A 13240-nucleotide genomic window follows, 5' to 3' on the forward strand; every position below is an offset into this window, starting at 1 on the left:
CCCCGTGAAGTTCTAGTTTAATGATCGCCGCTCGAGTGCGATTCGCTTCAGCAACAGCGCGAGAGTCGCGGCTGAAATCAGCGGCAGAAACTGAAAGTGAATTCGCATGACCACGAGAATGCCGGCCAACGGCATCAACCATAGGAGACCCAGCCATTCGCGCTCTCCTCTCCTCCAACCGTTGGTCATCGCGTGCTTGACGTACCAGGCCACGATCAGGCCATACCAGGCGAGGTCGTAGTCAAAGAGATAAGGGCTCACCATGAGGCTCGCGCATGCAAGCGTAGCGGCGCGCAGCGGATACGGCGCCTCACGATGCCAGGCCAGCCAGACCGCCACGACGGCGAAGATCGCCGACACTTCCTGAGCGGCGAAGGCAACGGCAGTCGGTCCATGAGCTAGCTTTACCAGCGAAAAGGCGCTCGGCACCCGCGCCAGCGACGCCCGCCCGTCTTCGACGAATCCGGCCGCCATTCCCATGTTGTGCAGGAAAGCCGCGAGGGTCTCCGTTCCGAACGCAGCAAGCGAGAGCGCGAGCATTGTCAGCGCCGTCACGGAAAGCGACGCTAAAGCTCTCCACGAACGGGAGCAGAGCAACGCAAGCGGAAACAGCACGGCGAGCTGCGGCTTCACACAGAGGATCCCGAAAGCGATGCCGGCGACGATTGGGCGCCGAGGCAGCACAGCAAGTCCGAATGCGGCAAGTGATGCGGTAAAAAGCCCATTCTGGCCCGACGCCAGGGCGAGGGCTGCGCCGGGGAAGGCCAGCGAGACACATATCGCTCCGCGCCGAGGAACGATCGAATGGATCGCCTTGACGAACAATAGATAGGTGCCGACTAGGAATGTCACGGCCGCTATCTTCCAAGGCAACAGAGCGAACGGATAGACGATCAACAGAAACGTTGGCGGATAGAGCCACGGCAGAATGCCGACCGAATGCGCAATCGCTCCGCTTTCGATCTTTTCGAGTACCGTGAGGTTATACGCATCTACAGCGTGACCATGCAGCGCGAGGGACGATGAGCTCCAGAACGGCAGGAAATCGATGGCAAGCGGGCTGACGTACTCATGCGGATGCCAGACCGCCTTGTAAAAGTAGATGGCCAGCCATGCCGCGTAGCAAATCAGGACTGTAATCGAGTAGAGCCGCAAGCGCTCAGTATTGAGCCAGTGCTTCTCGGCATCTTCATGCTCCACGGTCTGCGCCGCTCGCGATGCGGGCGTTGCGCCTTCGAGTGACGTCGAGCTCATGTATATTCTCCGGGTGCTGAACGAGCACGTCGCAATAAGATGAGCACCATCAGCAGCAAAACGATGGCACCGATTTGCGGCAGCTGCGCCAAGCGATTGAAGTGCTCGTAGAGAGGCAAAAGCCAAGCGAGCGCCAAAACTGCTTGCTCGCCGAAAAGCCACTTGCCGTTCAATCCGAACGCCGCGATGCACGCAAGTGCGATCCCGAGCCAGGCAAGCTCGTAATGCCACACGTACGGGCTGACGATCAAAGCCGATACTGCGAGAATCGCGGCACGGAGTCGAGTGTCGTCGGTGCTTCTCCAAACGGCGCACGCCGCGCAGATGGATAGCACCGCCACCGCCGCATGCAGCGTGTACGCAGGAAGCATTGCGATGCCCGCACCGCGCAGCGCCGCATACGTCGTGGGCGATGCGGCCCAGAAATGCTGCCCCCCGTGGTCGATGAGCGAACTGCGCAGCAGGTTCGCATTCAAGACGAACTGATCGAACGCCTGGAAGCCGCAGAATAAGACCCCTGTCGCGGTGACAGCGAGCGCTGTCGCCGCAGCAACCACGAGCGTCTTCCACGCCCGAGCCGCGACCAGAACGAATGGAAATACGAGCGCCATCTGCGGCTTGACTGCCAGCAAGCCGATGCAGACACCAGCGCGCGCCGGGTTCGTTGCGACCCAGCGCGTCGCGAATGCGGCGAGCGCCGCCGTCAATAGAGAGTTCTGACCAACGATAACGGCGATAAATGCCGACGGCAATGCAGCGACCGGTAGCACCGCGCGCCAAAAACCACCGACACTCTTCTCCAATCGCGAAACCGAAAGCGTTGCGGTCACGAAGAGATACATGCCCAATGCCGCGAACAACAAATAGGCCACGCCGAATGGCAGCAACGAAAGAGGCATCAGCAAGAGTAGGAACGCCGGCGGATAGGCCCAGGGCAACGCATAGCTCTCCGCGAAGCCGCCGAACAGCGCCAACTGCGCTGCAATGAAAGTTCGGTGGTCGTAGACCTGCAGCGGCGAACCCTGTAGCGACAGATGCGATGCCGCCCAAAAAATCGCGAAATCGGCGCCCGGACGGCCCGTGCTCTCGAGCGAGAAGCCGTGCGCGACCCACGCCCAAGTTCCGAGGAAGGCTGCATAGATGCTAAGGAGTGACCAGCTGGAGAACAGCAGGCGCGACGTCGTTAGCCATCTGAGCGGCAGGCTTGCGCCGCCGCTCTCCCCCCGACTCAAGACACACATGTTTGCTGCCTTCCCTGCCGGTCTTTGTACGGTCCGCCCGGCTATGTCGTTCGTCAATTCTTCTTATTCGCGCAACGCCTGCACATAAAGTGAGTCGCTCAATCAATACGGCTCATTGTTGGCCTAAAACAATTGCGCTTTCAATCAGTTTCGACGCTCGAATGACGGGCGATATGCTCGGATAAGTGCGTCATCGAACACAGTCCGGACTCCGAACGCAAGCACCAAATTGGACGCGTCTCAGATCTGAAACGATCAGTGCCGCACGTGATTCGGTAGTCACCCGCGGGTTATTGCGCAGCGCCTGTCCTCCGAGGCGTACGCCGGTTATTGCGTCGGCACTCAAATCCAAACTATCGAGCCCGCACGTGATAACTCCAGGGGATGCAAATTCGATCGCGCACGCCCCCTTCGTCGCAACTTTGCGACAACGTTTGCCACGAAAGACGGTCCGCACGCTCGAGCATCTCGGCTTAGCCATTGAATTGCCAAGGTTTCGCGGCCATTGGCATGTGGCTTGCGATTCAGTGCCGCACGGAAGCTGGCGACGGTAACGATCGTCCCGCCACTCGGACGGGCCCCGAAGAGGGCTCCAGGCGAGGTAGCGGACAACGTTGCCCGATTGGGGGGCCTCGCGTCGCTGCCGCCGCAAGCGGTGGCAGCGTAACGCGGGGAATACGAACACCGCTGGCTGACCGATTGGCGCCGGTCTCGACCGGACGTCCTTGGGGGTATGCAAGATGAGCCGGGGGGCTTAGGCATGTTCAACAATGCTTCGAGACGACATTTCGCCAGCCATATGATGCGGCGATCGCCGTGCCCACGGTCGACCATCGATCTTCGCGATCGAGCCTTAACTGCGCAAGCCTCCATTGTTTTGCAGTCGAAGTTCCATCCCGAAGCCATCTCGGCCAGGGTCATTTAGTTCGCTCTACTTAGGAGATCTCAACATGCAAAGCATCATTGCTCAAGCCAAGCGCTTCATGCGCGAAGAAGAGGGTGCGACGATGGTCGAGTACGGCCTCATGGTCGCCCTCATCGCCATCGTTTGTATCGCCGCGGTCACCAGCATTGGCAATCATTTGAATCTGATTTTCAGCGACATCGCGGGCAGCCTTTAACATTGCCCTGGCCGGGCGAACGGTTTCGACCGGTTCGCCCGCGTTCGCTTCCCAACGTTCAGCAACTTCAAGTGCGTTTAAAAAGGAGTCCATCGTGATCGAAGACATCTTTCAGCATCTACGAAGCGCTGTTTCTGTACAAGGGTCACACGTCGTAAAACAAGCAGTTGCCTTTGTCCGCGAGGATGAAGGCGCAACGATGGTGGAGTACGGGCTGATGGTCGCGCTCATCGCGATAGTCTGCATCGCAGCGGTCAGCAGCATTGGCAACAACCTGAATCTCATATTCAGCGATATCGCGTCGAGCCTCTAAGCCCCGGCTGGGCGAAGCGTTCTTGCCGGGAAGTTCGCAGGGCGGTTTTGCATGTGAAACGCCGCGCCATGCACGGCTTTTCAAGTGGTTGCTTCCGGGGGGGAGCTGAAATGCACGCGTTACTGATGATTTTGCGCAGGCTCCGCGACGAGGAGAAGGGCGCAACGATGGTCGAATACGGCTTGATGCTCTCGCTGATCGTGCTTGCCGCGTTGGCAGGTCTGACCTACTTCAGCGGCGCCATTCAACAGCTCTATCAGGGCATCGCGAACGACATCGTAGCCGCGATTCATTGACGACCTATAACCAAAGCGAGGCCCTATCATGCTCTTCCCCCAACTTCCCCCGCACCCCATTCCTCTTTGCGTGGCGGCGCTAACGATCGTGACGGCCAGCACGGACATCACGTGCCGCCGGATTCCGAATCGAATTCTTTTATTGAGCCTGATCGTCTCGCTTGCGGTGCAAACCTGGCTGCACGGCGCCGTGCTCGGCGCCGGGAGCTGGCTCGCAGGTGCGATGACGGGCTTCGCGTTGCTGATCCCGCTTTACCTCGCGCGCGGCACGTCCGCTGGCGACGTGAAGCTGCTGCTGACTATCGGCGCGTGGGTCGGCCCCACGATGGTCGTCTATATCGTGCTGGCGACGTTCTTGATCGGCGGCGTCTGGTCAATGGCATTCGTTCTGTATCGACGTCGCACGACGCAGTTGATCGCGAATTTGCAGTGCCTCGCGATGGGCGGTCGGCGCCTGGGTCGGGGCATGGATGCCGCCGCACAGCCGGGCAGGCGGATCACATCGGTCGGGTCTCTTCCCTATGGCGTGGCGATAGCGGCCGGAACGTTGGGGGTGTTGTTTGCGTCGGCGGCATGACTGCTTCGCCTGCCGCATATAGCGAGCTTCGTAGGCCGCAGATTCGGCAGAAAACTATCCCCGCCGCCTCAGAGGTCGAGCGACGGCATGGAGGCGAAAGATGAACCATCAGGATCTCGAGACAGGCAAGAGCGCGCAGGTAACACAGTTACCGCAGACAGCCGCGGCGCGCGAACGCCTCGCCGAAGCAACACGCGCGTTGATGCGCGCGCCGCGTAAGCTCGCGGATACGGGCTTGCCGGCCGTGTTCGTCAGCCGCCTCGTGCTGAAGTCGACTTTCATCAACGGCAAATCGAGCTTTGCCGATCTTTCCCAACGGCACTGCCTTCCGATCGCAGTGCTCGACGATCTGCTCATGTTTCTCGTTCGTGAACATTTAGCGGAGATCACCCATCGCGGCGCAACCGACATAGACGTTCATTTCCGGCTCACCGAAGCCGGCCGAACCGCAGCGGCCGAGGAACTCGCGCGATGCAGCTACTGCGGCCCGGTGCCTGTCGCTTATGACACCTATCTCCAGGTTGTAGCCGAGCATTCAGTGCGCAAGCAGCGCATCACGCAGACGGACGTGCGTGCGGCATTTCGCGGCATCTGCGTCGAGCCGGCACTGCTCGATGCGGCCGCGGCGTCGCTCAACGCCGGCCGACCGCTCCTGCTATACGGTCCCGCCGGCAGCGGCAAGACCTACCTTGCGGAGCGCCTGGGTCTGCTGCTGCAGGGCGACGTGCCGATTCCATACGCAATCTATGTCGGCGGGGAAATCGTTCAGATGTATGACCCGTTGCTCCACCACGACGCCTCATCGCCGATCGCGTCTGCCATCGGCGACAAGCGCTGGCGAGTCTGCCGCCGCCCTGTCGTCCTCTCGGGCGGCGAATTGACGCTCGAGGGCCTCGATCTGCGCTACGACGCTGCAGCCGGCTTCTACCAAGCGCCGCCGCACATGAAGGCCAATATGGGGCTTTACATCGTCGACGACCTCGGCCGCCAGCGCGTTGCCGCTCAGGATCTGCTCAACCGATGGATCATGCCGCTCGATCGCGGCCTCGACCTGTTCACGTTGCAATCGGGCACGCGCTTTACCGCGCCGTTCGATGTATGGCCGGTGTTTTCAAGCAATCTCGATCCGGCGGCAATCGGCGACGAGGCCTTCCTGCGGCGCCTGGGATCCAAATTGCAGATCGGTCCGCTATCGCTCGACAGCTATCGAGACGTCTTCGAGGCATGCTGCGTATCGCTGGAACTCATCGCCACGCCGGAAGCTTTCGACTATCTGCTTCATAGCCTGCACATGCCGCACGCAAAGCCGTTTCTCGCTTGCTATCCGCGTGACCTGCTGAGGCTCGTCCGCGCATCGACCGACTATCGCGATGCACCGCGAGATGTCACGGCGGAAGGGCTGCGCGAGGCGTGGCAAAGCTACTTCGGCAGCGCCGAGCAAATGAGCCGCTATCCGCCTTCGTCTCCCGCTGGCGTTCCGGCAGAAAGTTCGCCATACGCTGAACGAACGGCTCATGGTCGATTGATCACCGGGGCAACAAGGTCCCTGCCGTGACCCCATGTCAAAGGATTTGCTAGGAGTGCTGAAATGAAAAACAGTCGAGCTCTCGTCATGCTCGCGATGGCCATGCTAGCGGGCCTCGCCGCGGTCGTATTCGCGTCGAGATGGCTTATTCATACCTCGTCGAGCGCCCTGACGCCCGTCGCTGTCGCCATCGACGACATCAATCTAGGGCAGCCGCTCAACACGAACCTCATTCGTATCGTCAATTGGCCGTCAGGCAGCGTGCCGCCCGGAGCGTTCACCGATGCGAAGTCGCTCGAAGGGCGAGTAGTCAAAACGAGCCTCGCGCGTGGTGAACCCGTACTTGAATCGAAGCTCGCGCCGGAAGGCACGAAGGGTGGATTGTCTGCCGTCATCGACAAAGGCGACCGCGCGATCACCGTCCGCGTGAACGACGTCATCGGCGTGGCGGGCTTTGCATTGCCGGGCAACTACGTTGATGTCATCGTCAACACCCAACAGACGGGCACGAGCAGCGATCAGCAAAACATTTCGAAGATCGTGCTCGAGCGAATACTCGTGCTCGCCGTCGCGCAGCAAGTGAGCCGCGACGACACTCAGCCGAAGGTCGTCAACGCGGTCACGCTCGAGGTGACGCCCGAGCAAGCCGAAAAGCTCGACGTCGCGCGCAGCGTAGGCACGCTCTCGCTCGTCCTGCGCAATCAAGTCGACGACGACAAGCTCAAGACGACGGGCGCGACGAAGCTCACGCTGCTCGGCGCGTCAGCGCCTGTGGCCGCACCGCCGAAACCTGCGCGCGTCCACTATGCCGCACGCGCGAAACCCGAGGTGAAGCGCGATTGTGTGGGCGTGCTTTCGGGCGTCGCGGGCAGTGTCGAATGTTTCTAGTGTTTGCAGCGTTGGGGGCGGCGCGCCAGGACCGAAGCGCGCTTTGAAAAGACTACCCAGCCTCGAATCAGGATTGACGCGGTAAAGGCATCACAACCGGGGGCATCACCAAATGAATACGAAACTGAAGCACTCGCAGCAGGTCGCTCCGCGACGCTGCAAGATGAGCCGGGCGATATCGGCCGCCCTGCTCGGCGCGAGCCTCGCGGCCGCTCAGCCAGGTGTCGCGCAGGAAATGGTCGAAGGCGGCGCGTTGCTGCACCCGACCAAGGCCGCCAGGCAGATGCCAATGAAGACCGCCATGGCGTCTGTTCCCGCGGCAGCCCCGGGTGCCGCCGCAGCAGCGGCCGCCGCGGCTCAGCCGTTGCGCGGCCCGAACTGCCGGGGCGATATCAGCGAGGAAAAGAACGTCGTTGTGCCCGTCGGCAAGTCCACGCTCGTGCAGCTCGCGGAGCCCGCGCGCAATCGCTCGCTCGGCAACCCCGTCGTTGCCATGGCGACGCTCGTCTCTCCGCGTACGCTCTACGTCGTCGGCATGTCGGTCGGCACGACGAACATGATTGTACAGGGGGCGAGCGGCGCATGTCAGATGCTCGAAGTAGTCGTAGGAGTCGATGCGAGCGGCCTCCAGCAATCGCTCACGCAGTTGATGCCCGAGGAGCGCGGGATCCGCGTATCGAGCGCGGCGGGCAATCTCGTGCTCGGCGGACGTGTTTCGAGCGCTTCGGCCGCTCAGCAGGCGATGGAAATCGCGAGGGCTTACGCCAACGCACAACCCACCCAACAGGCGCAGTCCAGCTCATCGAGCGGCGGCGGCGCATCGACGAGCCAGCAAATGTCGAGCACGAGCGCGCCGGCGGGTGTAATCAACATGATGACAGTCGATTCGCCGCAGCAAGTGATGCTTGAAGTCAAGGTGGCCGAAGTTGCGAAGACGCTCGTCGATCAGCTCGGCTCACAGCTCAATCTTCAGGGCGGATTCGGCACATGGACTGGTGCGCTCGTGAGTAGCCTGCTGACCGGAGCGAACACGATCATCGCCGGCAGCAAGGCGAACAAGCTGCCACTTTCGATGGCCCTCGATGCGCAAAAGACCGACGAGCTCACGAAGATTCTTGCCGAACCGAACCTCGTGACGATCAGTGGCCAGGAGGCCTCGTTCCTCGCGGGCGGCCGCGTCTTCATTCCGGTTCCGCAAAGCAATACGAACGGCGTCTTAACGATTGCTCTACAAGAAGAAGAGTTCGGCGTCGGCCTGAAGTTCACGCCGACCGTGCTCGGCAATGGCCGCATCAGCCTGAAGGTTGCTCCTGAAGTTTCGGAGCTCTCTCCGACAGGAGTGGCCGTCAGCGCGACGGGCGTCAGCTCCACCACGATCCTGCCTCTCATCACGACGCGCCGCGCCTCGACGACGGTGCAGATGAACGACGGCGAATCGTTCGCGATCGGGGGTCTCATCAGCAGCAATATCACGGGCAATCTGAAAGCGTTCCCTGGTCTCGGCGAATTGCCGATCATCGGTGCGCTCATGCGAAGCACGAACTTCCAGCAAGACCGGACCGAGCTCGTCTTCGTCGTCACACCGCATCTCGTCAAGCCGCTGCCGAACAGCCACTATCCGTTGCCGACCGACAGCTTCACTCAGCCGAACGAGGCCGATATCTATGCGACGGGCAATATGGAAGGCCGTGGGGCGGCGCGTTTGAAAAAGCAACGAGCGGCGAGCAATGTGCCGGCGAGCCCCTCGACGCTGTCGCCCACTCAAATGGATTCGCGGGCCCTGCCGCCCTTGCCGGCACCCGTACCAGCGCCCGCACCCGCGCCGGCCGCGCCCAACGCTGTCGATGATTCGGCGATGCCGCCGCGCGATCCCGCGCAGACAAGCGAGGTTCCTGCTTCGACGATTTCTTCGCGCGAGCTGCCGCCGCTGCCTAAGGAGACGCCGGCAGACCGCGCCCGAGCACCCGCTTCTTCTTCGAATGATGAGGTGATGGCACGCGTCGCACGCATCGAAGCCGCGGCTGCTCGAATCGCAGCGAACTCCGACAAACACGCGATTACCGTTTCGAGCGCCTCGAGCGGGCCGGCGAAGCGGTGACCCGAAAAGGGGGATTTCATGAAAGTCGATCGTTTTCTCATTGCGCGCCGAGCATTGGCGTTCGCTGCTAGCACGACCCTGCTCGGCGGCTGTATGACGAGCACGCCAATCTGGGACGCTCACTTCGGTGAAGCCGTCAGGGCAATCACGCAGGCTCAGATCATCGATCCGCAGGCCGGTGAGCACAACCCGTCGACGCCGGGCGTCGACGGCAAGGCCGCCGTCTCGGCAATGACCACATACAACAAATCTTTCGATGCGCCTGCCCCGACAGTGAATCAGTTCGTGATCGGTATCGGTGGTGGCGGCGGTGGCGGTGGGCAGTGAATCGAAGTCCAGCCTAGCAGCAGGAGACGGTCATGCATCGCAAACCATTGTCGGTCAAGCTCTTGAGGATGGGGCGCCGAAGGGAACGGGGAGCTATCGCGGTCCTCGTGGCGCTCTCACTCGTGGCGCTCATTGGAGCGGTCGGGCTCGCCCTTGACCTCGGAAAGCTCTATGTCGTCAAAAGCGAGTTGCAAAACAGCGCGGATTCATGCGCGTTGGCCGCGGTCCGCGATCTGACCGGCGCGACGATCGATCTGTCCGTTCCCGAAGCCGCTGGCATCACCGCGGGCCACGCCAATTACAAGTTCTTCCAGAGCTCACCCGTGCAGTTGACCGTCAATAGCAGCGTGACATTCAGTGATTCACTGAGCAACCCGTTTCTGCCTAAGACCTCGGTCACCAATCCGTCGACGATGAAGTATGTGAAATGCACGACGTCGCTCGCGAACGTTCCAAACTGGTTCATCCAGGTGCTCGATATGCTGCCGGGCGTCTCGATCGCGAACGCATCGGTATCGTCATTCGCTGTCGCCCAACTGGGCCCCTCGCAGACGACCTGTGCGATTCCCGTTTTCGTGTGCACGAAAGGAACGTCGCCGACCTATAGCGTGAGTCACACAATTGGCGAATGGGTTGCATCCAAGAGCGGCGCCTCCCCAGCATTCGGGCCGGGCAATTTCGGCTGGGCGGCCCTCGATGGCTCAGACAGCGCCAATTCGATAAAAAATGAACTGACGTCAAACTATTGCAGCATGCCAGCAGTCGGCTCGAGCATCGGCACAACCGGCAACAAGGTCGCCGACGCGAGTGCATACAACACGCGCTTCGGCATCTATAGCGGTTCATACACGCAATCGGGGGCAACACCCGACTTCACCGGGTACGCCTATACAAAAGCCTATACCTGGTCCTCGGGGTCGAACGCTTACAGCGGAGACAACGGCACCGGGAGTACCAGCAACTTCATCAGCGAGCGCGCGAAATTTGCGGCCTACCAGGGAGACAGTGCCGTTTTCGGTAACGGCAACGGCGGCACAGGCAATGGCTCGTCGTCGAGTACCAATTACACCCTCGGCGCCGACCGAAGGCTCGCGCTCGCGCCCGAAGTGGACTGCTCGGTCTTGGGCACTTCCGGCACCCACCAGATGCCGATCCTCTGGTGGGACTGTGTGCTGATGCTCGACCCTATGCAATCGACAGGACAGGCTGGCCCCGTTCATCTCGAGTACGAAGGCAAATCCACCGATGCATCCGTTCCGTGCGCGACGCATGGCACTCCAGGCGACAGCCACTCGGTGGGACCACGCGTTCCCGTCCTGATCCAATAGACGAGGCAAGCATGAACTCGCGCCAATTTCAGCATTCGAGGCATGCCAGGCTGCGCCGGCGCGATCGGGCACGCGGCGCTGCCATGGTCGAGTTTGCCATCTTCCTGGTCCCGCTCATCATGCTGGCGATGGGCGTGGCCGAATTCGGCCGCGCCATTTGGCAATATGAAGCGCTCACCAAATCGACGCGTGATGCGGCGCGCTACCTTTCGACTTATCTGCCGAACGATCCTGCCTACCCTGTCGCCTCCGCGAAGTGTCTCGTCGTCTACGGCAGCACTAGCTGCCCGAGCGGACAAGCCACTCCGCTCGTCAGCGGCCTGACGACCTCGATGGTGGTCATATGCGATGCGGTCAACTCGGCCGGTTGCCAGGATTCGACCGATCCCGCTCAGTTCAGCAACGTACCGACCTACGATACGACCAACGGTGCTTCGGGCGGTACCCAATCGGGGAGCATCAACCTCGTCGAGGTCAAGGTCGAGGGCTTCCCGTACACGCAGATCGAGCCGTTCTTCAAGCTGCCGACGCCGTTCAATTTCAACAATATTCTTACCGTGATGAGGCAAGTGTCATGAACCCTCACGCGCTTCGCATTTCGTCTCGACAACGCAGGCAAGGCGGCGCTGCGATGGTGGAGTTCGCTGTCGTCGCGGCCGTGTTTTGTACGTTGCTGATCGGTGCGTTCGAATTTGCCCGCGTTCTCTACTACTGGAATACGGCCAGCGAAGCATTGCGTCTCGGCACGCGAACCGCCGTTGTCTGCGATGCCGATGCTTCCGTCATCAAGACGAGAGTTTCTGGACTGCTCCCGCTGCTTGCGTCCTCCAACGTCAACGTCAGTTACTCGCCTTCCGGTTGCGATTCGGATCCGAGCACTGCGCGCAGCACCTGCACTTTCGTGACGGTAAGCGTCACGAACGTCAGCGTCCGGACAATGATCCCGTTCCTGCCGCTCACATTGACAATGCCGCCACTCACCACCACCTTACCGCGCGAGAGTCTTGCGACGTCGACGGGTGGCTCCGTATGCCAATAGCTCACTTTGCACTGCGAAACGATCATGATCGACATTCTCTGCATCTCGAAAGACGCCTCGCGGCTCGCACAGGTCGCTCGTCTGATCGGCGAGTGCGGCGGCTACCGGACCACGCGTACGCTCGGCAGTCCCTCGCAGATCGCGCAACGAGGCGACACACTCGAATCGTTCGACGCGCTGATCGTCGACGCCTCGACGCTGGCCGAGGCAGAACTTTCCGTCATCACCGATATCAGCCACCGTCATGATCAGCTCACGTGCATCCTGCTGACCGCGGATGACTCGCCGCAAACGTTGATCGCAGCAATGCGTGCCGGCTTTCGCGATGTTCTCGCGTGGCCGCTCGATCAACGCTCGCTCGGCGAAGCACTGCTGCGCGCCGAAGGCAAGCGTGCAGCGCGCGGTGGTCAAGAGACCAGAATTGTCTCGTTCATGTCGTGCAAGGGCGGCGCGGGCACAACGTTCGTGGCCGCCAACGTCGCGCACGCGATCTCGGCGCATGCAAAAAAACGCGTCCTGCTGATCGATCTCAACCCGCTATATGGCGACGCTGCCTTCCTGCTCACGAGCGAAACGCCCGCCTCCACGCTCCCGCAGATATGCGCAAGCGTCGAACGAATGGACTCGGCATTTATCGATGCAAGCCTCGTTCATGTCAGTGACACCTTCCATGTTTTAGCCGGCGCGGGCGATCCCGTAAAGGCCGCCGAGGTCAGCGCTGACAAGCTCGAATGGCTGCTCGGCATCGCGATCCCTCGCTACGAATTCGTGATCTTCGACCTCGGTCAGTCGATCAATCAACTTTCGATTCTCGCCCTCGATCGCAGCAACGAGATCCACCTCGTGGTACAGCCAAGCATGCCTCACGCGCGCGCGGGGCGGCGCCTGCAGGACATACTCGCATCGCTGAGCTACGGGTCCGATCGCATGCGGCTCGTGTTGAACCGTTACCACCGCCACGCGGACAGAGCACGCACCGCGCTGGAGGAAATTCTCGGCATGACTCCGTATCAAGTGATTCCCGAAGAAACTGAGGTCGTCTCCGACGCGCTGAACGAGGGCCTGCCTATATCAGAGGTGAAGCGCAGCTCCGGCGTGGCGCGTGCACTGCAGCAACTCGCCGAAAACATCGTCGGCCGGGTGCCGGCGCCCGGGCATGGCCGCGTGCACGCCGAATCTCGACCATCGCGCTTCTTCGGCCGCGGTGCGACGCCAAAACTTAAGACCATGTAA

General features: G+C 61.2%; 14 protein-coding genes. 12 read left to right on the forward strand and 2 right to left on the reverse strand.

Annotated features, from left to right (window positions below; genetic code table 11):
- Window positions 1-12: 12 nt before the first annotated feature.
- Together C9I57_RS14220 and C9I57_RS14225 are read right to left on the reverse strand one after the other, a co-directional pair.
- Complete coding sequence (locus C9I57_RS14220) at window positions 13-1254, reverse strand: glycosyltransferase family 87 protein (RefSeq protein WP_107151305.1); 1242 nt, start codon at window positions 1252-1254, stop codon at window positions 13-15.
- Window positions 1251-2495: a glycosyltransferase family 87 protein gene (locus C9I57_RS14225; protein WP_107151306.1), complete on the reverse strand. Its 1245-nt coding sequence runs from the start codon at window positions 2493-2495 to the stop codon at window positions 1251-1253. Before C9I57_RS14225 ends, C9I57_RS14220 begins: the two co-directional genes overlap by 4 nt.
- Before the next feature lie 1025 nt (window positions 2496-3520).
- On the opposite strand from C9I57_RS14225, the gene C9I57_RS33615 reads away from it, so the two are divergent.
- The 12 genes from C9I57_RS33615 (at window position 3521) to C9I57_RS14285 (ending at window position 13240) form a co-directional block, all read left to right on the forward strand.
- The gene (locus tag C9I57_RS33615) at window positions 3521-3616 is read left to right on the forward strand and encodes a hypothetical protein (RefSeq protein ID WP_308836357.1); all 96 of its coding nucleotides are present in this window, start codon (window positions 3521-3523) and stop codon (window positions 3614-3616) included.
- Between the two features lie 94 nt (window positions 3617-3710).
- Window positions 3711-3929, forward strand: coding sequence for a Flp family type IVb pilin (locus C9I57_RS14235; protein WP_107151308.1), 219 nt, complete (start codon window positions 3711-3713; stop codon window positions 3927-3929).
- Between the two features lie 110 nt (window positions 3930-4039).
- Window positions 4040-4225 carry a Flp family type IVb pilin gene (locus tag C9I57_RS14240; protein ID WP_107151309.1) on the forward strand — a complete coding sequence of 62 codons (186 nt, stop codon included), beginning with the start codon at window positions 4040-4042 and terminating at the stop codon, window positions 4223-4225.
- Between the two features lie 28 nt (window positions 4226-4253).
- Window positions 4254-4802, forward strand: a complete 549-nt coding sequence (locus C9I57_RS14245; RefSeq protein WP_107151310.1) for an A24 family peptidase — start codon at window positions 4254-4256, stop codon at window positions 4800-4802.
- 100 nt (window positions 4803-4902) lie between these two features.
- Window positions 4903-6357, forward strand: a complete 1455-nt coding sequence (locus C9I57_RS14250; protein WP_181321835.1) for an ATP-binding protein — start codon at window positions 4903-4905, stop codon at window positions 6355-6357.
- Between the two features lie 33 nt (window positions 6358-6390).
- Window positions 6391-7215, forward strand: coding sequence for a Flp pilus assembly protein CpaB (cpaB, locus tag C9I57_RS14255; RefSeq protein WP_107151311.1), 825 nt, complete (start codon window positions 6391-6393; stop codon window positions 7213-7215).
- Window positions 7216-7327: 112 nt separating this feature from the next.
- Window positions 7328-9313 carry a type II and III secretion system protein family protein gene (locus C9I57_RS14260; RefSeq protein WP_107151312.1) on the forward strand — a complete coding sequence of 662 codons (1986 nt, stop codon included), beginning with the start codon at window positions 7328-7330 and terminating at the stop codon, window positions 9311-9313.
- Window positions 9314-9331: 18 nt separating this feature from the next.
- Window positions 9332-9640, forward strand: coding sequence for a hypothetical protein (locus C9I57_RS14265; protein WP_107151313.1), 309 nt, complete (start codon window positions 9332-9334; stop codon window positions 9638-9640).
- Between the two features lie 32 nt (window positions 9641-9672).
- Window positions 9673-10968, forward strand: a complete 1296-nt coding sequence (locus C9I57_RS14270; protein WP_181321836.1) for a TadE/TadG family type IV pilus assembly protein — start codon at window positions 9673-9675, stop codon at window positions 10966-10968.
- A gap of 11 nt (window positions 10969-10979) precedes the next feature.
- Window positions 10980-11546: a TadE/TadG family type IV pilus assembly protein gene (locus C9I57_RS14275; protein WP_107151314.1), complete on the forward strand. Its 567-nt coding sequence runs from the start codon at window positions 10980-10982 to the stop codon at window positions 11544-11546.
- Window positions 11543-12007: a TadE/TadG family type IV pilus assembly protein gene (locus C9I57_RS14280; RefSeq protein ID WP_107151315.1), complete on the forward strand. Its 465-nt coding sequence runs from the start codon at window positions 11543-11545 to the stop codon at window positions 12005-12007. The genes C9I57_RS14275 and C9I57_RS14280 overlap by 4 nt, the downstream gene beginning before the upstream one ends.
- Window positions 12008-12031: 24 nt before the next feature.
- Window positions 12032-13240 (forward strand): AAA family ATPase, encoded by a 1209-nt coding sequence (locus tag C9I57_RS14285; protein WP_107151316.1) that lies wholly within the window; start codon window positions 12032-12034, stop codon window positions 13238-13240.

Source organism: Trinickia symbiotica (assembly GCF_003028655.1).
Classification (GTDB): domain Bacteria; phylum Pseudomonadota; class Gammaproteobacteria; order Burkholderiales; family Burkholderiaceae; genus Trinickia; species Trinickia symbiotica_A.